We start from the raw sequence: 25,756 nt of genomic DNA, 5'->3' as shown, positions 1-25,756 counted from the left end.
AGAGAATCTATTTGCTATGAATTACATAGCTGCCAGCACATGATTCACTAGCGCTTGCAGCCCAAAAGACTGAAAAAATCCGCTCAGTCGATGTACTTGAGGCCCGCCTTCTCCAGGCCGGGGCGCATGTTGTACATGTCCAGGCCCAGCACGCCGCTGGCGAGCTTGGCGCGTTTTTCGCCTTCAAAGCTCTCGCGCTTTTGCGCAGCGGCCAGGGTCTCGGCCGCGCGGGCGGCGGGCACACACACCACACCGTCGTCGTCGGCCACGATCACGTCGCCCGGCGTGACCAGTGCACCGGCGCACACCACGGGGATGTTGACCGAGCCCAGCGTGGCCTTGATGGTGCCCTTGCTGCTGATCGCGCGGCTCCAGACGGGGAAGTTCATCTCCTGCAGCGTCTTCACGTCGCGCACACCGGCGTCGATGATGAGCGCGCGCGCGCCCCGGGCCTGAAAGCTGGTGGCCAGCAGGTCGCCAAAGTAGCCGTCGGTGCACTCCGAGGTGACGGCCGCCACCACGATGTCGCCGGGCTGGATCTGCTCGGCCGCCACATGCATCATCCAGTTGTCGCCGGGCTGCAGCAGCACGGTGACCGCCGTGCCGCTGACCTGCTGGCCGCTGTAGATGGGGCGCATGTAGGGCTTGAGCAGGCCCACACGGCCCATGGCCTCGTGCACGGTGGCCGAGCCGAGAGCGGCCAGGCCGTCGGCGGCTGCGCGGTCGGCGCGGGTGATGTTGCGGTAGACAACGCCAAGTTCAAACATGTCAGAGCCCCTTTGCCTTCAGGCGTGAATCGAGTCGGGAGAACACGCGGCGCGTGTTGGCTTCGTAGATCTGGTGCTTGTCGTCGGCACTCAGGATCGTGGACGCCTCGATGTAGCGCTTGGTGTCGTCGTAGTAGTTGCCGGTGGTGGGGTCAATGCCCCGCACCGCGCCGATCATTTCGCTGGCAAACAGCACGTTCTTCACCGGGATCACGGTGTTGAGCAGGTCGATGCCAGGCTGGTGGTACACGCAGGTGTCGAAGTACACGTTGTTCATCAGGTGCTCGTCGAGCAGCGGCTTCTTCATCTCCTGCGCCAGGCCACGGAACCGGCCCCAGTGGTAGGGCACCGCACCGCCGCCGTGCGGAATCAAAAACTTGAGCGTGGGGAAGTCCTTGAACAGATCGCCCTGGATCAGCTGCATGAAGGCAGTGGTGTCGGCGTTCAGGTAGTGCGCGCCGGTGGTGTGGAAGCACGCGTTGCAGCTGGTGCTCACGTGGATCATGGCGGGCAGGTCGTATTCCACCATCTTTTCGTAGATGGGGTACCAGTGCTTGTCGGTCAGCGGGGGGCTGGTCCAGTGGCCGCCCGAGGGATCGGGGTTCAGGTTGATGCCCACGGCGCCGTATTCATGCACGCACTTTTCCAGCTCAGGGATGCAGGTGGCCGGGTCCACGCCGGGGCTTTGCGGCAGCATGGCCACGGGCACGAAGTGGTCGGGGAACAGCGTGGAGACGCGGTAGCACAGCTCGTTGCAGATGGCGGCCCAGGTGCTGGACACATTGAAGTCGCCGATGTGGTGGGCCATGAAGCTGGCGCGCGGGCTGAACAGCGTGATGTCGCTGCCGCGCTCTTTCATCAGCTTCAGCTGGTTGGTCTCGATGGACTCGCGCAGCTCGTCGTCGCTGATGTGCAGGTCTGCCACTTTGGGCATGGCGGCTGGGTCTTTGATGCCGGCGATCTGCGCGTTGCGCCAGTTCTCCAGCGCCTTGGGGGCCGTGGTGTAGTGGCCGTGGCAGTCGATGATAAGGCTCATTTTTGGGTGCTCCTGGAAGGTGTTCTTGTGATCGGTCAGGCGGGGGTCATGCCCTGCTTTTGCTTGGCGTCTGCCGCAGCGGGAGAAGCCAGGTAAGCCAGCAACGCACGTGCTGCATCCGCCTGTTGCGCATGCACGCCAACGCCTGCGGAAAACGTGGTGGTGATCTGGATGGCCGGTGGCAGCGGGCCCACGATCTGGATGCCCTGCACGTGCAGCAGCTCACTCAGTTGCTGAAAGCCCAACGCCACCTCGCCCTTGGCCACCAGCGAGCCCACGGGCACGCCTGGGGGCGCCTGCACCATGCGCGGGGCGATCTGATCGGCAATGCCCCAGCGCTCGAACAGCTTGGCCAGCGCCACGCCGCTGGGGCCGGTGGACAGGCTGATGCTGGGCGCAGCCAGCACGGCATTGCGCACGGCGTCTTCGCTCGACAGGTCGGGCAGCGGCGCGCCGGCAGGCACGGCCACGGCCACGCCAGAGTGCACCCAGTCCACCTTGCTGCCGGGCACCAGATGGCCCGCAGCCAAAAGCTTGTCGATGGCGTCGGACGCAAGGATGACCACGTCGAACGCCTCACCGGCCGCCACGCGCTTGGCCGCGTCCACGCCGCCCACCGATTCGATGGCGGCCTGCGTGCCCGATTGCTGCGCAAAACCGACCACCAGGTCGGCCAGCACCTGGCGCGTGGCCATGGAAGAAATGCCTCGGATCACAGGCGCCTTCATGCGTTGTCTCCTGCCGGGCTGCGGATGGCCCAGGCGGTGCGTGCAGTTGTATACATGCCGTCGATTGTGGGCAGCACCGGCCCAAACATGAAGGCGGCACCAGCACTACCAGATATATCATTCCGTGATCGTTGACCCACAGCTATTGCAAATAGCAGAGAGCCTTGCCATGGACCTCAAACAGATCGAGTACTTTGTGCGGGTGGCCGAGCTGGGCAGCTTCACCCGCGCCTCAGTGGTGCTGGACATTGCCCAGCCCGCGCTGAGCCGCCAGGTGCGCCTGCTGGAGGTGGAGCTGCGCCAGAACCTGCTGGTGCGCAATGGCCGGGGTGCCACGCCCACCGAGGCGGGCAAACTGCTGCTGGAGCATGGGCGCGGCATCCTGCACCAGGTGGAGCGCGCCCGCGAGGAGCTGGGCCGCGTGCGCGGCGCGCTGGCCGGGCGTGTGGCCATCGGCCTGCCGCCCAGCATTGCCAAGGTGCTGACAGTGCCGCTGACCCGTGCCTTCCGCGTGAAGATGCCCGATGCGGCGCTGGCCATCAGCGAGGGGCTGTCGGTGGCCATGCGCGAGTCGCTGACCACCGGCCTGCTCGACATCGCGCTGCTCTACAACACCACGCCCGCGCCGGGCATCGAGACCACGGCGTTGCTGGAGGAAGACCTGTTTCTGGTGCAGCGCCGCGCCGTAGGCCAGAGCGAGGCAGAAGCCGACGCCCTGGCACGCACGCCCCTGCCGCTGGACGAGCTGCCGCGCTTTCCGCTGGTCATCCCCACCCGCCCCAACTCCATCCGCATGCTGGTGGAATCTGAGCTGGCCGCACGCGGCAAACGCCCGCAGATCAGCCTGGAGATCGACGGCGTGGCCGCCATCCTGGACCTGGTGGCCGATGGCGCGGGCTGCGCGGTGCTGCCCATGAATGCAGTCACCACCTCGGGCAAATCGGAGGTGTTCAGCACCCGGCCCATTCACGGCGCGGGCAGCGATGGGGATGGCGAGGGCGAGGGCGGCAGCACCCGCCTGCGCAGCAAGCTGTTCATGGCCGTGAGCTCACAGCGCCCGGCCACGCTCACACAGCAGGCGATGGCGGAGCTGATCCGCACTACGCTGCAGGCGTTGTACAGGTCTCCCCCCTGAGCAGCTGCGCGGTCTCCCCCCAGAGGTGGGACGGCGCCGTCGCTGCGGGGCGGCCCTTGCTTGGCGCCTCTGGCATTGCGCCGCGCCAGTTTCACCGGCAGGTGGCGAATTGCTGGGCTCAGTCGTTCGCGGGTGCGGTGGGCAAACTACCTAGCACCCGGTCTGCATAGTCCTGCCAGCGTGCGTCCTTGGGCAGGCCTTGAAACACGGCTTCGCGCGCCAGGTCGGCCACCCACTGCTGCTTGGCGGCGATGGCCGAGGCCATCAGCGGTTCCATGCCGGCCTCGCGCACCGTGTGGGCCGATTCGCGCATCTCTTCGGCTCGGCGCTGGCCGTGTTGCACGACACGGCTGAAGAAGTAGCGGCCCTGTTCGTGCCAGTCGATGGACGGAAAGGTCTCCGCCAGGGTCGGCAGCACATGGTCTTCCACGCCGTAGTGGCGGGCCGTGGCGTAGCTTTCAACGACCAGCGCCTCCAGGCCCTTGATCATGATGCTGCGGCACATCTTGATGGCGCTGGCCACACCCAGTTGCTCGCTCACGGGGTTGGCATCCATGCCCCAGCCGGTCAGCACAGCCGCCAACGCTGCAGCCTGCGCACCGCCCAGCAGCATGGGAACGCGGATGCCGTAGGGCGGCACCGAGGTCATCACACCCGCCTCGACATAGTGCGCGCCGCGCGCCTCGATGAGCGCAGCGGCCTGTTGCTTGGTGCCCGGCGATGCGGAGTTCAGGTCCAGGAACACGGTGCCGGGGCGGATGTGCTGCGCGGCCTCCTGCGCCACGGCCAGCGTGTTCGAAGCGGTGACAGCCGAGATGATGCAATCGCAGCGTGCGCACAGCGCCTGCATCGCATCCACGGCCACTACACCCGCTTGCGCGGCGTGCTGCCGCGTGGCATCGCGGTGCGCGGCATCGGCCAGCTTCAGATCCCATGCGGCGACGGAGGCCACGCCGGGCTGGACGCGCAAGCCCGCACTGAAGATCTTGCCCACCTCGCCATAGCCCACCAGGCCGATGTGTGTGATGTTCATTCGATGTTCCTTTCAGCCCCTGTATCACCGCTGGCACCGCCGGTACCGCTGACATGCAGCGGTGGTGCTCACTGCCGCGCGATCTTGGCCCTGGCGATCACGTCGCTCCAGAGGCGCACATCGGCCGCCAGGTGCTCGCCCAGCTGCGCGGGCGTACTGCCCTGGGCGTTCAGGTTCAGTTCCAGCAGGCGCTTTTTCACGTCGGGAAGGGCCAGTGCGGCCTGCACCTCGCGCGAAAGACGCTCCACCACCGCAACAGGAGTCTTGGCGGGCACGGCCAGACCGTTCCACGACGTGACGTTGAAGCCCGTCAGCGGCCCGCCGCTTTCGCGCACCGTGGGCACATCGGACAGCTGCGCCGCACGCTGCGCGCCCATCACCGCCAGCGGCCGCAATGCCTTGGCACCGATCTGCGGCATGAGGCCACCCAGGATGTCGATCATCACGTCGATCTCGCCGCCCCGCAGCGCCGTGATGACGGGCGGCGTGCCGTTGAAAGGCACCACCTGCGCATCGATGCCCGCCGTCACCTTGAACAGCTCGGCCGCCAGGTTCTGCGTGGTGCCGATCTGCGGGGTGCCGATGTTGAGCTTGCCCGGGTGGGCACGGGCGTAGGCAAGCAGCTCGGCCAGGGTGGCGAAGCGCCCGCCCTCCTTCACCACCACGGCCAGGTCGAAGGTGGCCAGCAGCGAGACGGGTGCAAAGTCCTTGAGCGTGTCGAACGGCAGCGACTGGAACAGCGCGGCGCTCACCGCCGTGCCACTGCTCACCAGCAGCAGCGTGTGGCCGTCTGGCTCGGCGCGCGCTACCAGGTCGCCTGCCACCACGCCGCCGGCGCTGGGCTTGTTCTCGATGACCACGCTTTGCCCCAGCGGGCCGGCGATCTTCTGGCCCACCGTGCGCGCCGTGATGTCGGCCGCGCCGCCCGCCGCATTGGGCACGACGATGCGCAACGGGCGTGAAGGGAAGGCGGCCTGCGCGCTGGCCGCACCACCGAACGACGCTGCCAGCCAAGCCAGAAGGGTTCTGCGGTGCACGGCTTGCATGGCGCGCGCTACCGTGCCACGCCCAGCAGGCGGTCCAGCAGCTCGGGCTGCGCGCTCAGCTCGGCAGCGCTGCCGGTGTGCACCACCGTGCCCCGGTCCAGCACAGCCGCGCGGTCGGAGATGGCCAGGATGGCTTGCGGGTGCTGCTCCACGATGATGGCCGACAGGCCCTCTTCGCGCGTGATACGCCGGATGGCGCGCAGCAGCTCTTCCACGATGATGGGCGCCAGGCCTTCGAGCGGCTCGTCGAGCAGCAGCAGGCGCGGGTTGAGCACCAGCGCGCGGCCCACGGCCAGCATCTGCTGCTCGCCACCCGACAGCTGCGTGCCCAGATTGGTCTTGCGCTCGGCCAGGCGAGGGAACATCTCGTACACGCGCTCGGGCGTCCACTGCCGCGCGGTCGAGCCTTTACGTGCCGGGCGCGCCACGGCCGTGAGGTTCTCGTGCACGGTGAGCGACTTGAAGATATTGCGCTCTTGCGGCACCCAGCCGATGCCGGCCGCTGCACGTTCATGCGACGCCAACTTGTGCAGCGCCACACCGCCCAGGGTCACGCTGCCAGCGTGCTGGCGCGTGGCCCCGGCCAGCGTATTGATGAGCGTGGTCTTGCCCGTGCCGTTGCGACCCAGCAGGGCCAGCGTGTCGCCTTCGGGCAGGGCCAGTGAAACCCCTTGCAGCACCACCGCCTCGCCATAGCCTGCGCTCAGGCCTTCAATGCGCAGCAACTCAGACATGGGTGTCCTCCCCATGGCCGAGGTAGACAGCCTTCACCTGCGGGTCGTTGGCAATCGTGTCCGGGTCGCCCTCGGTGAGCACCGTGCCGTTGACCAGGACCGTCATGCGGTTGGCAAAGCTGAAAACCAGGTCCATATCGTGTTCGATCAAAAGCACTGACACATCGGCGGGCAAGGCCGCCACGGTCTGCAGCAGTTCTTCGCGCTCGCCCGCAGGCACGCCAGCCACGGGCTCGTCGAGCAGCAGCACACGCGGCTCGCAGGCCAGCGCAATCGCAATCTCCAGCAGGCGGCGCTTGCCGTAGGCCAGCACGCGCGTTTCCTCGGCCATGACGGAGGTCAGGTGAAACTGCTCCAGCAGTTGCTCGCAACGTTCGGTGACCGCCTTGCGCGCACCCAGCGGTTGCCACCACTTGCCGCCCAGGCCCTGCTGCTGCGACACGGTGAGCGCCAGTGTCTCCAGCGGCGTGAGGGTGTCGAACAGCTGGTTGATCTGGAACGTGCGCACCATGCCGCGCTGCACGCGCTGGTGTGGCGCCAGGCGCGTGATGTCCTGGCCTTCGAGGGTGATGGAACCTTCGGTGGGCTCCAGCACGCCGGTCAGCAGGTTGATGAGCGTGGTCTTGCCCGCGCCATTGGGGCCAATGAGCGCATGGCGTGCGCCCTTTTGCAGGTTCAGCGTAACGTTGTTGGTGGCTGTGATGCCGCCAAAACGCTTGACCAGACCCTTGGCCGATAGCACGGTGGTGGAGGTTGTCGTGTTCATATCAATGGCCTCCCGCTTTGGAGGCAACCCCGGCCTTGCGACCGGCGCCAAACCAGGTCCAGGGGCGGAACAGACGGTCGCGCCCGACGAGTACCAGCACCACCAGGAACAAGCCCACCCAGAAGGTCCAGTACTGCGGTGTGATGGACGAGATCACGTCCTGCAGCAGCTTGAAGCCAATGGCGCCGAGGATGCCGCCGTACAGCCAGCCCACGCCGCCGATCACCAGGATCAGCATCACGTCGGCCGAGCGGTGGAACTCGAACAGATCGAGCGAGGCAAAGCCCGTGGTCTGCGTGAGCAGTGCGCCCGCAGCACCGGCCAGCGCAGCGGCCAGCGTGTACACCTGCGCCAGCTTGGCCGTGACCGGAATGCCGATGGCCATGGCGCGCAGCCGGTTGTCGCGGATGGCCTTGAGCGTGGCACCAAAAGGCGACTGCACGATGCGGCGCGCGATGAGGAAGAACACCAGCAGCACGGTGAGCGAATACCACGCGGCCGTGCGGCCGTACAGGTCGAACTCAAATTTGCCAAGCACCGGGCCCATCATCACGCCCTGCAGGCCGTCGGCACCGCCGGTCAGCCAGTCGAGCTTGTTGGCCAGCTCCAGCATCACCAGGCCCACACCCAGCGTGACCATGAGGCGGGTGAGATCGGTGCCGCGCATGATGGTGAGCGACGCCACGGCGCCCAGCACGGTGGCCGCGCCAATGCCCACGGCCAGGCCCACCAGCGGGTCGGGCATCACATGCTTGGCAAACAGCGCGGCCGCGTAGCCGCCCAGCCCGAAGAAAGCCGCGTGGCCCAGCGAGACGATGCCCGTGTATCCCAGGATGAGGTCCAGCGAAATCGCAAACAGCGCCACAATGGCGATCTCGTTGATGATGAGCGCGTGGCTCGGCAACGCCAGGGGCGCGGCAAAGGCCAGCAGCCACAGCACGGGCTCCCACCAGCGAAAGCGCCGGGCCTGCAGCAAGGTGTTTTGCGGGTTCGTCATCACTTGCCCCCCTTGCGCACAAAGAGGCCCTGGGGGCGCCAGATCAGGATCAGGATCATGAGGCTGTACACAATGAAAGCGCCCAGCTTGGGGATGTAGTACTTGCCCGCCACATCGGCAATGCCGAGCAGCAGCGCAGCCAGCAGCGGGCCGGTGATGGAGGATGTGCCGCCCACAGCCACCACGATCAAAAAGTAGATCATGAACTTGAGCGGGAAGCTCGGGTCGAGCCCCAGCACTTCAGCACCCAGCGCGCCACCCAGCCCCGCCAAACCCGAGCCAAACGCAAAGGTGGACAGGAACACGATGTTCACGTTGATGCCCATGCCCGCAGCCACGCGCTGGTCGTCCACACTGGCGCGCAGGCGGCTGCCAAAGCGCGTTTTGGTCAGCACGTACTGCAAGCCCACGGTGAGCGCCGCGCACACCGCGATGATGAAAAGGCGGTAGTGACCCATGCCCAGCATCAATGCGCCGCTGCCGATCTCGGTACGGCCCTTGAGCCATTCGGGCAGCTGCATGATCTGCTGCGTGGAGCCCACAAAATAGTCCACGCTGGCCACGGCCATGAACACCAGGCCAATGGAGAACAGCACCTGGTCCAGGTGGGCCTTGTGGTACAGCGGGCGGTACAGCGTGCGCTCCAGCACGCCGCCCAGCAAGGCCGTACCGACAAAGGCGATGGGCAGGCAGACGAGGAAGGGCACATCCAGCCGCTGCATGAGCAGCACGGTGATGTAGCCCCCCGCCATGGCAAAGGCCCCGTGCGCGAGGTTGATGAAGTTCATCAGCCCCATGGTCACGGCCAGGCCGACTGCCAGGATGAACAGCAGCATGCCGTAGGCAACGCCGTCGAAAAGAATGGTCAGCATGAAATCACTTCATTGAAGACAAAAGTGCACCACCCTGCTCAGGGCTGTGGAAGTGCGACGAATCACCAAAGCCGGACGTTCAACCTGCGGCCCCCGGTTTCGACAGGCTCAGCCCGAACGGATCGAGAGGGAGCCTGCCCGTAAATACTGGCGCGGCCCAGACCAGCGGCCGCCGCACAAGGGCCGCCCCGCCGCGCTGGCGGCGTCCCCCTCCGGGGGAAGCCGCGCAGCGGCTCAGGGGGGCTTATTTAGTCTTGCCGGGGTCCTTGACGTCCTTGATCACGTCGAACTCCACGTTGTACAGCTGGCCGTTCACACGCTCCACCTTGCGCAGGTACACGTCCTGCACGATGTCGCGGGTCTGCGCATCGATGAACACCTTGCCGCGCGGGCTTTCGAAGATCTGGCCCTTCATGGCGGCCAGCAGGGCGTCACCGCCGCCGGCACCCTTGGTGGTCTTGAGCGCTTCATAGATCACGCGCATGCCGTCATAGCCGCCCACGGCCATGAAGTTGGGGCGCAGGCCCTTGTTCGCCTTCTCGAAGGCTTCCACGAACTTTTTGTTCATGGGCGAGGGGTGCGCCGCCGAGTAGTGGTGCGAGGTGACCACGCCCAGGGCGCCGTCGCCCATGTCGTTGAGTTGATCGTCGTCCGTCACGTCGCCGGTGCCGATGAGCTTGATGCCAGCCTTGTCCATGCCGCGCTCCAGGAACTGCTTCATCACCGCAGCGCCCGCGCCCGAGGGCACAAAGACAAACAGTGCGTCGGGTTTGGCGTCGCGCACCTTCTGCAGGAAGGGAGCGAAGTCGGGGTTGCGCAGCGGCACGCGCAGGGCTTCGGTCACCTGGCCGCCGTTGAACGTGAGGCGCTGGTTGAAGAACTTTTCGGCGTCGATGCCGGGGCCGTAGTCGCTCACCAGGGTCACGACCTTCTTGATGCCGTTCTTGGGTGCCCAGTCGGCCAGCGCCACCGACACTTGCGGCAGCGTGAAGCTGGTGCGCACCACATAGGGCGAGGCCTCGGTGATGCTGGACGTGGCGGCAGCCATCACCACCAGGGGGGTCTTGGACTGCGTGGCCAGCGGGGCGGTGGCCATGGCCGAGGGCGTGATGCCCATGCCGGCGAGCACGTTGACCTTTTCGTTGACGACCAGCTCCTGGGCCAGGCGGCGGGTCACGTCAGGCAGGCTGGTGTCGTCCTTGATGATGAGCTGGACCTTCTTGCCACCCACCATGTCGCCGTTCTGGGCCATGTACAGGCGCGCTGCGGCTTCGATCTGGCGGCCGGTGGTGGCTTGCTGGCCGGTCATGGGCAGAACCAGGCCGATCTTGAACACGTTGTCCTGCGCCACGGCGGGCAACACGGTCAGGCCGGTGGACAGCGCGATGGCGGCGGCAGCCGAGGCACGAAGAAGGTGGCGTTTTTGCATCGTTGTCTCCTGTGGAAAGTCGTTGTATACAGAAAATGCTGGCGGGAGTTTCGCGTGGGCTGGGTTATTTCACAAGCGCAAATTCAAGCATTCAGGTATCGCCAAATGCAATAACTAACGGGGTGCAGCAGGCCCGTACTGACCGTTATGCCCGCTCGCGGATCAGCTGTACACCGGGCAAGCCCTGCACCTGCGACGCCTGCACCGCCGCCAGCAGGTTGCGCCGGGTGATGCGCGAGTGCTCACGCAGGATGGCCTCGGCCCGCGCGCCTTCGCGCCGCTCGATGGCGTCCAGCGCCTGGCGGTGCTGGTCCTGCGCCACCACCAACATGTCACGCGCCTGGGCCGAATGCGTCTGCACCACCACAAACGCAGAGGGCGACGCAAACGGCAGGCCCTTGACCCGGTCCAGCTCCCGCGCCACCACATCGCTGCCCACCATGCGGCTGAGCAGCAGGTGAAACCGTGCATTCAGCTCCACATAGCGCGAAAAACCTTCGTCATCCAGCGTGGGCGGGGCCAGAGCACTGTCAATGGCGTCCAGGCAAGCGTGGGCCTCGGCCAGCAGGGCGGGGGCCACGCCACGTTCTGCAGCCAGCCGGGCGGCCAGGCCTTCCATGGTGCCGCGCAGTTCAATGGCGTCGGCCACATCGGTTTCAGAGAACGTGCGCACGGCGTAGCCGCCACCGGGCAGGCGGTGCAGCAGGCCCTCCTGCTCCAGCCGCATCAGCGCGGCGCGAATGGGCGTGCGCGACACCCCCAGCTTCTCGACGAGGGTCAGCTCGGCAATGCGGGCGCCGCCGGGCAGCTCGCCCGCCAGGATCATCTCGCGCAGGCGCAATTGCGCCTTGACGGCCTGCGAGGTACCTGCCTCGGCGGCCTCGGCCGGTAGAGCAATAGTCAGGGGTTCGGGAGGGTTCATGGCGATAGGGAGCGATACGACCAGCGAGGGGGAGAGAGTCAGTCAGCGCAATGTATACACAAACCAAAACAACATCCACTCAAAAACACTTCAACACATTACAAAACAACAAGTTAGAAGATATGCCAGAGTGCAATAGCTGCTTTACGCCTTTACTATGTATACATAAACTCGCCTTTTTCGCACAATCGCCCCACCTAGCCTGCGATCTGCGAGCGGGCTGTATACCAAGCCTGCAACGACACCATCCACCCACGGAGAGAGACAACCATGTATCCCAAGAACGCCTGGTACGTAGCCTGCACGCCCGACGAGATCGCGGACAAGCCCCTGGGCCGCACCATCTGCGGCGAGAAGATCGTGTTCTACCGCCCCGCGCCCGATCAGGTCGCCGCGCTGGACGACTTCTGCCCCCACCGGGGCGCCCCGCTGTCGCTGGGCACGGTATGCGAAGGCCACCTGCAGTGCGGCTACCACGGCCTGCGGGTGGAATGCACGGGCAAGTCGGTGTCCATGCCCGGCCAGCGCGTGCAGGGGTTCCCCAAGGCGCGCAGCTTTCCGGTGGTGGAACGCTATGGCTTCATCTGGGTGTGGCCGGGTGAAGTCGACAAGGCCGACCCCGCCACCATCCACCACCTGCCCTGGGCGAACAACCCCGAATGGGCTTACGGTGGCGGGCTGTATCACATCGCCTGCGACTACCGCCTGATGATCGACAACCTGATGGACCTGACGCACGAGACCTATGTGCATTCCACCAGCATCGGCCAGAAGGAAATCGACGAGGTGCCCTGCAAAACCCGCGTGGAGGGTGAGGAGGTGATCACCAGCCGCTTCATGGAAGGCATCGAGGCACCGCCGTTCTGGAAGATGGCGCTGCGCATGAACGGCCTGCCCGACGACCAGCCGGTGGACCGCTGGCAGATCTGCCACTTCACGCCGCCCAGCCATGTGCTGATCGAGGTGGGCGTGGCGCTGGCGGGCCACGGCGGCTACAACGCCCCGGCCGACAAGAAGGCATCGAGCATCGTGGTGGACTTCATCACACCCGAGACCGAGACCTCCATCCACTACTTCTGGGGCATGGCGCGCAACTTCAAGCCGCAGGACCCGTCGCTCACCACCCAGATCCGTGACGGCCAGGGCAAGATCTTTGCGGAGGACCAGCAGATGCTGGAGCTGCAGCAGGAAAACCTGCTGCGTTACCCCGACCGCAAGCTGCTCATGCTCAACATCGATGCGGGTGGCGTGCAGTCGCGCAAGATCCTGGACCGCCTGCTGGCGGCAGAACGCGCGCCTGCCGCATCGCAGGGAGTGGCCGCATGACCGCGCAGGAGACCCTGCAGGTCCGCGTCGTCAAGAAGCAGATCGAAGCCGAAGGCATCGCCAGCTATGAGCTGGCGCGCGTGGATGGCGCTGCGCTGCCGCCCTTCAGCGCAGGCTCGCACATCGATGTGCACTTGCCAGGCGGGCTGACGCGGCAGTACTCGCTGTGCAACGCCTCGCACGAGTCGCACCGCTACCGCATCGCCGTGTTGCGCGACGCGGCATCGCGCGGCGGCTCGGTCGCCATGCATGACAGCGTGCATGAGGGCGACGTGATCGCCATCAGCACGCCGCGCAACCACTTTGCGCTGCACCCTGCACAGCACACCCTGCTGCTGGCAGGCGGCATTGGCGTCACGCCGCTGCTGTGCATGGCCGATCGGCTGGCGCGCACGGGTGCTGACTTTGCGCTGCACTACTGCACACGCTCTGCCGAACGCACGGCGTTTGCCGCCGAAATTGCCGCATCGGCGATTGCGCCCCACGCCCACTTTCACTTTGATGCCGGCGCCCCCGAGCAGAAGCTGGACACCGCCGCCGTGCTGGCTGCGCCCGACCCTGACAAGCGCCTGTATGTGTGCGGCCCGGCAGGCTTCATCGACCATGTGGTGACCACCGCCAAGGCCCTGGGCTGGGCGCAGGACCATATCCACCTTGAATACTTTGGTGCCCCCGCGCAGGACACCTCGGGCGATCAGGGCTTTGAGGTGCGCATTGCCAGCACCGGCAAGGTCTACACCATTGCACCCGACGTGTCGGTGGTGGAAGCGCTGCGCGTTGAAGGCATCGACATCCTGACCTCGTGCGAGCAGGGCGTGTGTGGAACCTGCCTCACGCGCGTGCTGGAGGGCGAGGTGGACCACCGCGACATGTACCTGACGGACGAGGAAAAGGCAGCCAACGAGCAGTTCATGCCCTGCTGCTCTCGCGCGCGCAGCAAGCTGCTGGTGCTGGATTTGTAGGCGGCGAAAAACAAACGGCGCTGCAACTTTTTGGCTGCAGCGCCTTCTGCATTTACTCCTGAATTAATAGCTGCCAGCGCACATCAATCATGCGCCTGCGGCCTTTTTAGCTCAAAACAACGCTGCAAGGCCCCCCAGCCAGGGATGCGCTGCGGGCGAGAGGCTTGTGCAGCGCTACTTTCACTACTCTTCCGCCACCGCCGTGCGGATGGTGTCGCGGCCGTTGCGGTCCTTGGCGCGACCCAGGTCGGTGTCAAGGGCGCGGGCCAGCTTGTCGGCCGCGCCGATGAAGGCGTTGGCCATCTTGTCGGCCTCATCGGTCACGGTGACGGGCTGGCGACCGGTGACGCGTGCCTCGATGCGGCAGCGCTTGTCATTGGCGCCGGACTTGCCCGCATCCACGTCGGAGAGAAACACCTCCAGCCGCGTCACATGGTCCTGAAAGCGGGACAGCCGGCTCTTGCACTCGTCAGTGATCCAGTGGGTCAGTGATTCGCCGCCGTGGATGTGGTCGTCTGTGTTGACTTGTACTTGCATGGGGAGAGTCCTTCCTGATGAAGTTGCGAAGCCCCCATCATGGCACCCGTATCCATACCCCCGGTAAATACATGTCAAAGGATGTTTACAGTTTGTCCAGCGCCACGGCGGGTTGCCAGGGGGTATCGGCGGACACCGCCCGCGCTTCGTCCACACGCTCCAAGAGGCGCGTGGCAGCCAGGTCGCCGGGCAGCCGCTCCAGCACCGTTCGCAGTTGCGACTCGGCCTCGGCCCAGTCGCGCGCATGGAAGGTGGTCAGCGCGGTCAGGCTGGCATCGCGCACGGCTGCATCGTCGCACGGTGTGAACACGCGCACGGGCTCGGTCTTGCCTTTGACGATCACATCGTCCAGTGCGCGCAATGCCACTGTCGGCGGCAGCTGCGCTGCGGTGGCGGCCGACAGCAGGATGCCGGTGCCAAACGCCTTGTTGGCGCCCTCCAGCCGCGCAGCCAGGTTAACCGCGTCGCCAATGGCTGTGTACGAAAAGCGCTGGTCCGAACCCACGTTGCCCACCACCACACGCCCCGTGTGCAGGCCGATGCGCATGTGGATAGGCGGCAGCCCGCGCGCACGCAGGTCGGCCACCAGCGCCTGCATGGCCTGCTGCATGGCGATGGCAGCGGCCACGGCGTGTTCAGCATGCTGCGGGTCGTCCAGCGGCGCACCCCAGAAGGCCATCACCGCGTCGCCAATGAACTTGTCCACGGTGCCGCCCGTGGCGTGCACGATGGGCGTCATGGCGTTGAAGTAGCCGGTGAGGACCTCCACCGTCTGCTCGGCACTGAGCTGCTCGGACAGCGTGGTGAAGTTGGCCAGGTCAGTGAACATGAGCGTGACCTCGCGTGCCTCGCCGCCCAGGCGCATCAGCTCGGGCTGGGCAATGAGGCGCGAGACCACGGCGGGCGGCACGTACTGTGCAAACATCGCCCGGGTCTGGCGCGCGCGCTGGCGCACGACCGCATAGCCCACCAACGCAGCCGCCCCATAGATGGCCACCGCAGCCACCGCAGGCAGCAGCGGCGGCCACCACAGGCGCAAGCTGACAAACAGCCCCCAAGACACCGCGCCCATCGCCACCACCAGCGCTGCAGTCAGTGCCGCCGCGCCCGCCGGATGCAGGCGTCGGCTGGCCCACAGCAGCACCGGCAGCAGCAGCACGGTGATCGCCAGGGTCCATGCGTCCGACATGCTGCGCAGCCCGCCGCCGGAGAGATAGTTGTCCAGCAGCGTGGCTTGCAGCTCCACGCCCGGGAAAAGCCGCTCACCGCCCGCCGTGCCAAACAGCGAATTGAACAGGTCGGCCTGCGAGTGCGCCAGCTCGGTGGCGGTGCGCGCCGAGCGCCCCACCAGCACGATCTTGCCCTTGAAGAAGCCTGCAGGCAGCAACCCCGGCTCCAGCGCCTGGTAGAACGAGCGCGTGTCGAACGTGCCACGCGGTCCCCGGTAGCCGATCCAGTCGAAGTGGTGCAGCGCCGGTGTCTGGCCGCGCGCCTCGGTCACGCGCTGGGCCAGCCGCAGCGCAAAGCCTTCGCGCGCGACGGGGGCGCGGCGCACCACGAAGTCGTCGTCCGGCTCCACCCCGGCATCGCCCGCATCGGCGCCCGCATCGAGAAACCGCTGCAGCGGCTGGATGTCCATCCACAGCGCGGCATTGGCACTGTCGATCTTCTCGCGGGTGGAGGCCAGCACCACGGGCAAACCATGCCCCGCCTGGGCAATCGTGCGGTCCAGCGCTGCGTCCTCGGCCTCGGTGGTGGGTTCGGCAAAAACAATGTCCAGCCCCACGGCCAGGGCGCCGTCTGCGCGCAACCGCTCCAGCAGCGCCGCATGCACGCTGCGCGGAAACGGCCAAGTCTGCTGCAGCTCCTGAAACGTCGGCTCGTCGATCGCAAGAATCACCACCGGCACGGCCGTGCGATGGGGCGCCGCCCACGCCGTCAGCACATCGAAGGTCTTGAACTCCAGCACGTGCCAGGTGCGGCTGAGCGTGGCGACCCCCACCAGCAGCAGCGCCAGCACACCCGCCGCCAGCGAGAGCCACCGCTGGCGGCGGGTGTGCGGCACCGTCGCCAGATCAGAAGCGGTAGCGCGCATCCAGAACATAGCGGGTCTTTTGCCGGTCGGACTTGGGCGCCCACAGGTTCAAGGCAGCAAAGCCCACCACCCAGCGTTTGTCCTGGGTTTCCCAGAAACCCATCAGGTCCACGCCCCAGCCCGGCGCGCGGCGCGTGAGGTTCTCCTTGTCCTCAAACCGCTCGGACCGGTACACCGCGCGCGCGCTCAGGTACAGGCGCTGCGCGCTGGCCCAGGTGGCGCCCAGTGCCACGGTATGGCGCGGGATGTAGGGAATGCGCCCCACCACCTCGGCACCAACGTCGAGCAAGCGGCTTTCGCTGTGCTGGTACAGGTACTTGGCGTAGCCCGACCAGCGGCGGCTGAACATGTGGTTGACCGTGCCACCCAAGGTCTGCAGCGTGCCACGCTCAAAACTCGGCGTGTCTTCCAGCAGGTCGCTGGTGGACAGGTTGACGAGCTGCGCGTTGCGCATCTCTTCGAGGAACGGCAGGCTGGGCGTGCGCAGGTCCACCCCGACGGTACCCGGGTTGTTCACCCGCAGATGGTCAGCGCGCAGGCCCAAGAAGGTGTTGGCTCCCACCTCCATGCCCAGCTGCGCCACTGTGCGCTTGTGGCGGCCACCGGCTTCCACCAGCCGATCTTCGACAGGGATGCCTGCGGTCTCCACGCTGGCAAGGGTGGAGACGCTCAGGGGCCGCAACCAGTCCTGGTAGGCCACACGCAACGTGGTGCCCGCAGCGGGCTGCCACACCGCGCCCAGGCGCGGCGTGACCACGCGCTCGGTGTCCGCGCGGCGGGCCTGGTCTTCACTGAGAGCATCCAGCCCCACCAGATAGCTCTGCGTGAGGCCGTCCACACGGTGGCGGATCTGTTGCAGGCCCAGGGCTGCGTCCAGGGTCAGCGCCGGGTCGAGCCGCTGGGTAGTCGCCAGCGTGAGGCCGGTGTAACGACGGTCAATGCGGTTGTAGCCTGCCAGGACGAGGTAGTCGCGGTACAGGCCCACGCCGGGAATGTCTGCCACCACAGCGGCCTCGCCCGCCAAAAGGTTGTTCTGGCGCTCGCGCACATGCTCTAGCGTTACGCTCCAGCGGCTGCCGGGGGTGGTGTCCACGGTGTGGCGTAGCTGAATGTCGCTGAAGTCCTTGCGAGGGGCACTGCTCACGCCCATGACGGTCAGGAAAGGTGGCTCGATGTAGGCCGTGGGGTAGCGCAGCAATTGCAGGTTGTCCACGCTGCGGCCCAGCTTGATCCAGGTCTGCTCGGTCGGCCCCCATCGATAGGCCATACCCAGGGCCCCCTGGGTGACGGTGTCGTCCAGCGCCGTCTCCTGCGCGTTCTGGCCGCGCAGGCGCATGCTGAACTGGTTGGCGTAGGCAAACAGGTTGATGCGCTCGGTGGGCTGCATGCCCACCCCAGCGGTGATGGCATGGGCACGCAGGTCTCCCTCGCCCGCGCGCATGGCAGGAAGTCGGTTGACCTGCAGGTCGAACGGATAGGCACTCACATCCGCCGTCTGCGCCTTGAAGAACCACGACACGGGCACATGGCTGTTGTCCAGGCCGTTGAGCGTGACCGCTGGCGCACGCATGCGGTAAAACTCGCGGTCCAGGGTCATACCCACAGACCCGTGGCTGCCGGGCTGCTGCAGCAGCGGCGAATAACGCTGGCTGCCCCCAAACGCCATGGGGTCCGTCAGAAAGCCCTGGAACAGCGCCGAGTTCTTGTTGAATTCGCCCGCATAGCGGTCTGCCATGAACAAATGGCTGCCGCCCCAGTAGGGGTAGAAGCTCTGCTGCGCCATCTCCAGCGCCCAGTCCTCCATGCCAAAGAACGCGAGCGATGCGCCCAGGTTGGCACTGCCCTTCTGGTCGTTGGCCACCTGGTTGAGCGACTTGAGGTACGGCATGCGCACCACGGCCGCGCGCGCAGCCTCCACCGCTTCGCCGGGCTGGAACAGATCGGTGTGGATCTGCGCAAGCAGCATGTAGGGCACCGGGTCCTTGTCGTCCAACACGGTCGCCTGCTGCAAAGTGGTCAGCGCATCCTGATGGCGGCCCAGCTGGTAGTACGCCACGGCGGTCCAGGTCTTGGCGCGGGCATAGCGTGGCTCCATCACGCCCGCCCGCAAGAAGGCATCCAGTGCGGCATCCGGCTGCCCCTGCTTGAGGTGCAGCAGCCCCTGGCCGGTGTGCGCGACGTAATCCGCCGGGTTGTCGCCCAGCGCGGTGGCAAATGCCTGGCCCGCTTCGGTGAACTGGTTCACAAAGGTTTCCAGCGTGCCCAGCTCGCCCCAGGCGCCGGGCGACTGCGGTGACAGCTGCAGGGCTCGCCGCAGGTTTTCGCGGGCGGGGCGTGGGTCTTCGCGCTCGGTGTGTGCACTGCCCAGGCCCTGCCAGGCGCGCGCATCGCCAGGTGCCAGCGTCTGGGCTTCGGCGTACGCGGCCAGCGTGCCGGGCGCATCGCCCCGGCGCCGGGCCAGCTCTGCACGCACCAGCGCCAGATCGGCATGGGCTGTGCCTTGCGCAGGGGCCAGGGTGGCTGCGGCTTCGTCCATACGGTCGCTCAGGATCTGCACCCGCGCAAGCTGCGCCACCAGGGCCGGGTGGGCCGGCCAGCGCTGCAGCGCGGTGCGCAGCGTACCGGCCGCTGCAGCCCCTTCGCCCTCCATGAGCTGCACGTCGGACTGCATGAGCCACGCGGGCAGCGGCGCGGCGTCCACCGCAGCCACCTGCCGCGCCAGCGACCCGCGTGCGGCCAGCAGGTCGCCCGCCTGCAGGGCCACGGCCGCATCAAACACATCCACCCATACAAGCGCTGCGGTAGTGCGCGCCTGCGCCTGCGCCAGCGCGGCACGGGCCGCCGCGAGGTCGCGCGCCGCCAGGGCATCCCGTACGGGCACCATCACTGCAGGTACGGGCTCGGCCGACAGATGGGGCACCGGGTCGGCCCGCAGCGCGTTGACCCACTGGATGCGGTCTCGCGGCTGGCTCAGCACCAGCTTGACCGGGGCCTTGCCCACTTCGGCCAGCGCCGCTTCGTTGGCGCCCACCGACACCGAGCCCTGCGCGTTGGAAAACTCCACCGTGCCCGAGAGCACCGTTATCAGCGTGCGGCCATCGTCTTCGACACTGATGTCCCAATCAGTGCCACGGATCGCTGCGGTCGCGGCCGGTGTCTCCAGGTTCAGGCGGCTGCCGTTGGCGCGTTTGGTCTGCGTCCAGGCGCGGCCGGCGTTGAGCAGCAAGGTGGTCACGGGCTGTGCCGGGGTGGCCACGCCCTTGACCTGCAGCACCGTGTTCTGGTGCAGTCGCAGCTGGGTGTCGTCCGCGAACAGCAGCGCCATCTTGGCGGCCTGGCGCGTGCGCACAAAGTCGCCCTGGGCCAGCGCCTGGGCCAGTCGGGCAGGGCCCCAGTCGGCTGCGGTGGCGGCACGCTGGTCGCCGGTGCCTTGCAGGCTGATGATCTCGGCCGCCGCACCGGCGGGCACGGTGGCCTGGGCCACCAGCGGGCAGGCGACCGCTGTCGCGGCCACCAGCGCAGCCACGGCGGACAAACGGAATCTTGGATGGGACATTTTTCTGCTTTCGGGGAAGGCATGCATCGCTCCACCGGGCGCCCCTCCCTCGCGCTGGGTGAGCCGAAATTATGGCCAGCACCCCCACAAAATTCGCCAGCCCCCAAGAGCCATACAGACACAATTCATGAAGAAAGCCACATTTCGCAGCAGGTTGTGACAGATGGCGCGCCCCGTCAACCCGGGGAGGGCGCGGCGGCGCTCCGCACGGCCCTTTCCTACAGACGCCGTAGGGCGCGCGGTGCTACAACTGCACTGATCGCGCGCACAAGCGCTGCCCGGAGCTTTCCCACATGCCTGCTGCCCCCCGCCTCAAGATTGGCCTGTCCGCCTGCTTTCAACACGCCGACCCTGCGCGCCCGCTGTTCAAGGGCAAGACGCTGCAGTACGTCGAGCAGTCCATCGCCCACTGGCTGATGTCGGCCGGTGCCATGGTGGTGATGGTGCCCTGCCCCACGGGCGAGACGGCACGTGGCGATGTGACGCTGGACCACTATGCCGAATGGCTGGACGGCATCGTGATGCACGGCGGCGCCGACGTGTGGCCGGGCAACTATGGCGAGGAGCCCCTGCGCGAGGAGTGGGTGGGCGACCGCGTGCGCGACCTGTACGACCTGGCCGTGGTCAAAGCCTTTGCCCAGGTGGGCAAGCCCATCTTCGGCGTGTGCCGGGGCCTGCAGCTCATCAACGTGGCCTTTGGCGGCGCGCTGTACCAGGACATCGAGACACAGCACCCCGGCGCGCAGCAGCACCGCAACGCCACCACCTACGACCAGCATTTCCACGACATCCAGATCCTTCCCGACTCGCACCTGGCCAAGCTGTACCCCAACACGCCACGCGCTCGGGTCAACAGCATTCACCACCAGGGCATCAAACGCGTGGCGCCCGAGTTTGTGGTTGAGGCCCTGAGCGAGCCCGACGGAGTGCCCGAAGCCATCCGCCTCCAACCCGCGCCAGGGCGCGGCTACATCGCCGCCACGCAGTGGCACCCGGAGTTCCACAAGCAGGGATCGGATACGCTGGACGACACGGCCATCCTGAATGACTTTCTGGCGGCCTGTGAGCAGGCCAAGGCGCACCCGCGACCTGTGTCGCGCCCCGCGCCATCGCTGCGGGAGCGGGCGGCGCGGCGGCTGCGCAAGGCGCTGTCACGGCAGCGCGACTGACCCTGCGGGTCAGGCTCCTTCCACAGGCAACACAGCGGCCGAGACATCCTGCAGCTGCGCCCGCAGCCAGCGGTGTGCCGCGTCCTGCTGGTAGCGCACATGCCAGATCAGGTACATGGGCAGGCTGGGGCAGGCCACAGGCACCGGTACACCCGCCAGCGCAGCCAATGCAGTGCGCCCCATCAGCGACGGCGCGGTGGTGAGGAGCGAAGTGCCCCGCACAAACGCTGGCAGCGCAGCAAAGCCCGGCACGCGCACCACCAAGCGGCGGCGCACGCCACGTGCTTCCAGTTGCCGGTCCAGTTCCAGCCCCCGGTGCGCCTCGTAAGCCACCGTGGCGTGGTCCGCCGCCAGGTACTCCGCCTCTGAGGCCGGAGCGCTGCGCACGGCCGGGTCATAGAACACGCGGTATTGGTCTTCCAACAAGCGCTTTTGCACGATGTCGGTGCCCTCGGGCGGACGGGGGCTGATGACGAGCTGGCATGCATCAGACCGCAGCAGCTCCGCGCTGGGCGCGCCGCTGGGCACGATGCGCAGCGTGACGCCCGGCGCTGCGCAGCGCAGGCGGGCCGCCAGCGCGGGCAGCAGCAAATCACGCTGGAAGTCGTTGGCCGCAATCGTCATCTCGGCCTGCCACGCTGCAGGGTCAAACTCGGCCCCTTGGGCAAACAGCTGCATCTGGTGCAGCATGTCGCGCGCGGGCTGGGCCAGGGCCTCGGCGCGCGCGGTGGGCACGATGCCGCGCCCGCGTTTCACAAACAGCGGGTCGCCGGTGATGGCGCGCAACTTGTCGAGCAAGTGGCTCACCGCCGACTGGGTCACGCCCAGGCGCTCGGCCGCCGCCGTGATGCTGCCCGTCTCCAGCACCGCCAGCAGCAGCTTCAGCAGGTGGCCGTCCAGCGCTGATCCATCGAAATTGCTCATGCATTCGATGATGTTTTCAGGCTTCATCTTTGGCAATGGCGTCGCGACACTGCGGACTGACTTACATCAAGACCCGGAGACTTCCATGCCTTCCCGCAACCCCCCGATCCCCGGCACCACGCCGTTCGATGGCGACCAAGCCCGCAAGGGCTATGCGCTGAACAAGATGTGCTTTTCGTTCAACGTTGAGGCCAACCGCAAGGCCTTTGTGGCCGACGAAGAGGCGTACATGCGCAAGTACGGTCTGAACGAGCAGCAGGCCGCCGCCATCCGCGCCAAGAACGTTCTGCAGCTGATTGCCGCGGGCGGCAACGCGTACTACCTGGCCAAGTTTGCCGGCATCTTCAAGCTGGACATGCAGGACATCGGCGCGCAGCAGACGGGCATGACCAAAGACGAATTCAAGGCCATGCTCGTGGCCGCAGGAAAAGACTGAGCCCCCACGCTCCCCACTGCGTGTGGTTCGCTGCCCCCCAGGGGGGCCTCAGGCGGCTTGGGGCGGCCCGGCGCCGCCTGAACAACACACGCCACAACAACCTTCATCAGGAAAACGAAATGGCACAACTCATCGGCGGCCTCGGCACCTCGCACATCCCGGCCATTGGCAACGCCATCCACAAGGGCCTGCAAAACGAGCCGTACTGGAAGCCCTTCTTCGACGGCTTTCCGCCCATCCGCCAGTGGCTGGGCGAGAAGCAGCCTGACGTGGTGGTGATGTTCTACAACGACCACGGCCTGAACTTCTTCCTCGACAAGATGCCCACCTTTGCCGTGGGCGCAGCGGCCCAATACAACAACGCCGACGAGGGCTGGGGCATCCCCACGCTGCCGCCGTTCAAAGGCGAGGTGGATTTGTCGTGGCACCTCATCAACACGCTGATCGACCAGGAGTTTGATGTGACCACCTGCCAGGAGATGCTGGTGGACCACGCCTGCACGCTGCCGCTCAAGCTCTTTTGGCCCGAGGGCGATTGCCCGGTGACGGTGGTCCCTGTGTGCATCAACACCGTGCAGTTTCCGCTGCCCTCGGCCAAACGCTGCTACGCGCTGGGCAAGGCCGTGGGCCAGGCGATCCAGAGCTGGGACAGCGACAAGAAGGTGGCGGTGATTGCGTCGGGCGGCCTCAGCCACCAGCTCGATGGCGAGCGCGCAGGCTTTATCAACAAGGCGTTTGACCTGCAGTTCATCGAGAGCCTGACCACCAACCCCGAATGGGCCACGCAGTACAGCGTGCACGAGCTGGTGGAAAAGACCGGCACCCAGGGCGTGGAGCTGCTGATGTGGCTGGCGATGCGCGGGGCGCTGTCCACCGCCAGCGCGGGCGTGCGGCGGGTGCACAGCAACTACCACATCCCCATTTCGAACACGGCCACGGCGGTGATGGCCCTCGAAACGGTGTAATCCAGCAGATTTGGGGGGTTTTTGACTGCAAGCGCTTGATTTACAAGCACCTGAAGCTATCAAATTAGGAGCAAGCAGCAGACATCGCTTGACCCCAGACTGGCGTCAGGCAATCAAAATACTGTAAATTCATCCAGTGAATTTACAGTCCAAACTCGCCATCCTGGCCGACGCCGCCAAGTACGACGCCTCGTGTGCATCGAGCGGCGCTGCGCCGCGCAACTCGGTGGGCGGGCGCGGCATGGGCTCGACCGAGGGCATGGGCATCTGCCACAGCTACGCGCCGGACGGGCGCTGCATCTCCCTGCTCAAGATTCTGCTCACCAACTTCTGCCAGTACGACTGCCTGTACTGCGTGAACCGCGTGACCAGTAACGTGCCCCGGGCGCGCTTCACGGTCGATGAGGTGGTGCGGCTCACGCTGGACTTTTACCGCCGCAATTGCATCGAGGGGCTGTTCCTCTCCAGCGGCATCATCCAGAGCCCTGACTACACCATGGAGCAGGTGGTGGAGGTGGCCCGCGTGCTGCGCGAAGAGCACGACTTTCGCGGCTACATCCACTTGAAGACCATCCCCGACGCATCGCCCGAGCTGATGGAACGCGCCGGCCGCTATGCCGACCGCCTCTCCATCAACATCGAGCTGCCCACCGCCGAGGGCTTGAAGGCTCTGGCTCCTGAGAAAGACAGCGCCGCCATCGACCGGTCCATGGCCCGCATGGCGGTGCACATTGGCGAATCGCGTGCGGCCCGCAAGGAGCAAGCCGCGCAGACCATCGTGTCCATGCCGCAGTCGCGCACCACACGCCGCGCCAGCGTGCCGCACTTCGCGCTAGGCGGGCAGAGCACGCAGATGATCGTGGGGGCCGATGCCACCAGCGACCGCACCATCCTCGCCACCAGCGCGCGGCTGTATGGCGCGCACCAGCTGCGGCGCGTGTATTACTCAGCCTTCAGCCCCATCCCCGACGCGGCCCACGCCCTGCCGCTGGCCGCACCACCCACGGTGCGCGAGCACCGGCTGTACCAGGCCGACTGGCTGATGCGCTTTTACGGCTTCACCCACGACGAGATCGTGCCGCCCTCCCAAGTGGGCATGCTGGCGCTGGACATGGACCCCAAGCTGGCCTGGGCGCTGGCGCACCGCGAGCGTTTTCCGGTCAACCTCAACACCGCCCCGCGCGAACTGCTGCTGCGCGTGCCCGGCTTTGGCGTGCAGACGGTGGACCGCCTGCTGGCCGCCCGCCGCGTGCGCCGCCTGCGGCATGCGGACCTGGCGCGGCTGCACGTGCCGCTGAAAAAAGTGCTGCCCTTTGTGGAGGCGGCCGACTACCGCCCCGGCCGTGCGCTGGACGCTGCCGACCTCGCCGCGCAGTTGACGCCGCCGCCGGTGCAGCGCAGCCTGTTCTGAGCTGGAGAGGCCCGCATGCAGCGCCACACCATCACGCTGGACCACGCCACCGACTGGCCCGGTTTTCGCCAAGCGGCACGCGCCCTGGTGCAAGCCAACGTGCCTCCCCAGGCGGTGGACTGGCGCTGCCAGGCGGATGCCGCTGAAGACCTCTTCGCGCTCGAGCCTGCTGCCAGCGACACCTTGCCCAGCCCAGCCCCCGATGCGCTGCCGCTACGCGTGCCCCCCGACTTTGTGCACCTGTGTGAGCAGCTCATCCTGCACCGCGACCCCGCCCGCTTTGCGCTGATGTACCGCCTGCTGTGGCGCATGGCGCTGGGCGGCAACGAAGCCGAAGCCGCGCGGCACGACCCGCTGGACGCCGACCGCATGTTGGCACACCACATGGTCCGCAGCGTGCGGCGGGACATCCACAAGATGCACGCCTTTGTGCGCTTTCGGCCTGTGGTGGAGCCCGATGGCCAGACTCTGCATATGGCCTGGTTCGAGCCAGACCACTACATCACCGTGGCCAACGCGGGCTTCTTCATCCGCCGCTTCACGCAGATGCGCTGGGCCATCCTTACACCCGACGCCAGCGTGCGCTGGGACGGGCAGCAGCTGCACACCGGCCCCGGCGCGCAGCGCAGCGACGCACCGCCGCCCGATGCGGGCGAGGCGCTGTGGCTCACCTACTACCGCCACATCTTCAACCCCGCGCGGCTCAAGCTGGCCATGATGAAAAAAGAGATGCCCACGCGCTACTGGCGCAACCTGCCCGAGGCGGCGCTCGTCACCGAGCTGGCGCAGACGGCGCACGAGCGCAGCGGGCAGATGGTGGAGGCCGAAGCCACCGTGCCGCGCAGGCGCATTGCGGGGACAACGACACCCCGTGCGCTGCCCGCTGGTGGTGCGCCACTCAGTCCAGCGC

22 protein-coding genes and 1 pseudogene are annotated in these 25,756 nt (G+C 66.7%); 8 read left to right on the top strand and 15 right to left on the bottom strand.

Annotated features, from left to right (window positions below):
* Positions 1-83: 83 nt before the first annotated feature.
* The 3 genes from ligK to ISS20_RS04815 are packed head-to-tail and all read right to left on the bottom strand — an operon-like array spanning position 84 to position 2,531.
* Positions 84-767 (bottom strand): 4-carboxy-4-hydroxy-2-oxoadipate aldolase/oxaloacetate decarboxylase, encoded by a 684-nt coding sequence (gene ligK / locus ISS20_RS04825; RefSeq protein WP_056067987.1) that lies wholly within the window; start codon positions 765-767, stop codon positions 84-86.
* Between the two features lies 1 nt (position 768).
* Positions 769-1,803, bottom strand: coding sequence for an amidohydrolase family protein (locus tag ISS20_RS04820; RefSeq protein WP_056742987.1), 1,035 nt, complete (start codon positions 1,801-1,803; stop codon positions 769-771).
* Positions 1,804-1,838: 35 nt separating this feature from the next.
* On the bottom strand, positions 1,839-2,531 hold the full coding sequence (locus ISS20_RS04815) for a substrate-binding domain-containing protein (RefSeq protein WP_291434226.1): 693 nt from the start codon (positions 2,529-2,531) through the stop codon (positions 1,839-1,841).
* A 169-nt stretch (positions 2,532-2,700) separates the two neighbouring features.
* Between ISS20_RS04815 and ISS20_RS04810 the strand changes: the two genes are divergently transcribed.
* Positions 2,701-3,666: a LysR substrate-binding domain-containing protein gene (locus tag ISS20_RS04810; protein ID WP_291434224.1), complete on the top strand. Its 966-nt coding sequence runs from the start codon at positions 2,701-2,703 to the stop codon at positions 3,664-3,666.
* Positions 3,667-3,784: 118 nt separating this feature from the next.
* Here ISS20_RS04810 and ISS20_RS04805 read toward each other — a convergent pair whose 3' ends face one another.
* The 8 genes and pseudogenes from ISS20_RS04805 to ISS20_RS04770 all read right to left on the bottom strand — a co-directional run bounded on the left by ISS20_RS04805 (position 3,785) and on the right by ISS20_RS04770 (position 11,465).
* The gene (locus ISS20_RS04805; protein WP_291434222.1) at positions 3,785-4,699 is read right to left on the bottom strand and encodes an NAD(P)-dependent oxidoreductase; all 915 of its coding nucleotides are present in this window, start codon (positions 4,697-4,699) and stop codon (positions 3,785-3,787) included.
* Positions 4,700-4,767: 68 nt separating this feature from the next.
* Positions 4,768-5,745: a tripartite tricarboxylate transporter substrate binding protein gene (locus ISS20_RS04800; RefSeq protein WP_291434220.1), complete on the bottom strand. Its 978-nt coding sequence runs from the start codon at positions 5,743-5,745 to the stop codon at positions 4,768-4,770.
* Positions 5,746-5,753: 8 nt separating this feature from the next.
* Complete coding sequence (locus tag ISS20_RS04795; protein WP_291434218.1) at positions 5,754-6,479, bottom strand: ABC transporter ATP-binding protein; 726 nt, start codon at positions 6,477-6,479, stop codon at positions 5,754-5,756.
* On the bottom strand, positions 6,472-7,245 hold the full coding sequence (locus ISS20_RS04790) for an ABC transporter ATP-binding protein (protein WP_291434216.1): 774 nt from the start codon (positions 7,243-7,245) through the stop codon (positions 6,472-6,474). Before ISS20_RS04790 ends, ISS20_RS04795 begins: the two co-directional genes overlap by 8 nt.
* Position 7,246: 1 nt before the next feature.
* Positions 7,247-8,242 (bottom strand): branched-chain amino acid ABC transporter permease, encoded by a 996-nt coding sequence (locus tag ISS20_RS04785; protein WP_291434214.1) that lies wholly within the window; start codon positions 8,240-8,242, stop codon positions 7,247-7,249.
* Positions 8,242-9,114, bottom strand: a complete 873-nt coding sequence (locus ISS20_RS04780) for a branched-chain amino acid ABC transporter permease (RefSeq protein WP_060984885.1) — start codon at positions 9,112-9,114, stop codon at positions 8,242-8,244. The genes ISS20_RS04785 and ISS20_RS04780 overlap by 1 nt, the downstream gene beginning before the upstream one ends.
* 244 nt (positions 9,115-9,358) lie before the next feature.
* Positions 9,359-10,546, bottom strand: a pseudogene (locus ISS20_RS04775) (ABC transporter substrate-binding protein); the annotation flags it as partial.
* A gap of 142 nt (positions 10,547-10,688) precedes the next feature.
* Positions 10,689-11,465, bottom strand: a complete 777-nt coding sequence (locus ISS20_RS04770; RefSeq protein ID WP_056742974.1) for a GntR family transcriptional regulator — start codon at positions 11,463-11,465, stop codon at positions 10,689-10,691.
* 270 nt (positions 11,466-11,735) lie between these two features.
* Between ISS20_RS04770 and ISS20_RS04765 the strand changes: the two genes are divergently transcribed.
* The gene (locus tag ISS20_RS04765; protein ID WP_291434205.1) at positions 11,736-12,791 is read left to right on the top strand and encodes an aromatic ring-hydroxylating dioxygenase subunit alpha; all 1,056 of its coding nucleotides are present in this window, start codon (positions 11,736-11,738) and stop codon (positions 12,789-12,791) included.
* Positions 12,788-13,753 carry a PDR/VanB family oxidoreductase gene (locus ISS20_RS04760; RefSeq protein ID WP_291434202.1) on the top strand — a complete coding sequence of 322 codons (966 nt, stop codon included), beginning with the start codon at positions 12,788-12,790 and terminating at the stop codon, positions 13,751-13,753. The genes ISS20_RS04765 and ISS20_RS04760 overlap by 4 nt, the downstream gene beginning before the upstream one ends.
* 183 nt (positions 13,754-13,936) lie before the next feature.
* Here ISS20_RS04760 and ISS20_RS04755 read toward each other — a convergent pair whose 3' ends face one another.
* The 3 genes from ISS20_RS04755 to ISS20_RS04745 form a co-directional block, all read right to left on the bottom strand.
* Complete coding sequence (locus tag ISS20_RS04755; RefSeq protein WP_291434200.1) at positions 13,937-14,290, bottom strand: HPF/RaiA family ribosome-associated protein; 354 nt, start codon at positions 14,288-14,290, stop codon at positions 13,937-13,939.
* A gap of 85 nt (positions 14,291-14,375) precedes the next feature.
* Entirely contained in the window at positions 14,376-16,394 is a 2,019-nt protein-coding gene (locus tag ISS20_RS04750; protein WP_291434198.1) for an adenylate/guanylate cyclase domain-containing protein, read from the bottom strand.
* Positions 16,366-19,941 carry a TonB-dependent receptor gene (locus tag ISS20_RS04745; protein WP_291434197.1) on the bottom strand — a complete coding sequence of 1,192 codons (3,576 nt, stop codon included), beginning with the start codon at positions 19,939-19,941 and terminating at the stop codon, positions 16,366-16,368. Before ISS20_RS04745 ends, ISS20_RS04750 begins: the two co-directional genes overlap by 29 nt.
* 293 nt (positions 19,942-20,234) lie before the next feature.
* Here ISS20_RS04745 and ISS20_RS04740 point away from each other — a divergent pair, with 293 nt between their 5' ends.
* A complete protein-coding gene (locus ISS20_RS04740) occupies positions 20,235-21,110 on the top strand; it encodes a gamma-glutamyl-gamma-aminobutyrate hydrolase family protein (protein ID WP_291434194.1) in 876 nt (291 codons plus the stop codon).
* A 9-nt stretch (positions 21,111-21,119) separates the two neighbouring features.
* Here ISS20_RS04740 and ISS20_RS04735 read toward each other — a convergent pair whose 3' ends face one another.
* Positions 21,120-22,061, bottom strand: a complete 942-nt coding sequence (locus tag ISS20_RS04735) for a LysR family transcriptional regulator (protein ID WP_291434192.1) — start codon at positions 22,059-22,061, stop codon at positions 21,120-21,122.
* A 58-nt stretch (positions 22,062-22,119) separates the two neighbouring features.
* Here ISS20_RS04735 and ISS20_RS04730 point away from each other — a divergent pair, with 58 nt between their 5' ends.
* The 4 genes from ISS20_RS04730 to ISS20_RS04715 all read left to right on the top strand — a co-directional run.
* A complete protein-coding gene (locus ISS20_RS04730; protein WP_291434189.1) occupies positions 22,120-22,470 on the top strand; it encodes a protocatechuate 4,5-dioxygenase subunit alpha in 351 nt (116 codons plus the stop codon).
* A gap of 119 nt (positions 22,471-22,589) precedes the next feature.
* Entirely contained in the window at positions 22,590-23,435 is an 846-nt protein-coding gene (locus tag ISS20_RS04725; protein WP_291434188.1) for a class III extradiol dioxygenase family protein, read from the top strand.
* Between the two features lie 136 nt (positions 23,436-23,571).
* Positions 23,572-24,846, top strand: a complete 1,275-nt coding sequence (locus tag ISS20_RS04720; RefSeq protein WP_291434186.1) for a putative DNA modification/repair radical SAM protein — start codon at positions 23,572-23,574, stop codon at positions 24,844-24,846.
* Between the two features lie 15 nt (positions 24,847-24,861).
* Positions 24,862-25,756 (top strand): TIGR03915 family putative DNA repair protein (locus ISS20_RS04715; protein ID WP_291434184.1); only part of this gene is annotated, 895 nt, incomplete at its 3' end.

It is taken from the genome of Acidovorax sp. (assembly GCF_016783915.1).
Lineage (GTDB): Bacteria > Pseudomonadota > Gammaproteobacteria > Burkholderiales > Burkholderiaceae_C > Acidovorax.
Note: the sequence above shows the minus strand (reverse complement) of the source record. Positions and strands in the feature narration are given on the sequence as shown.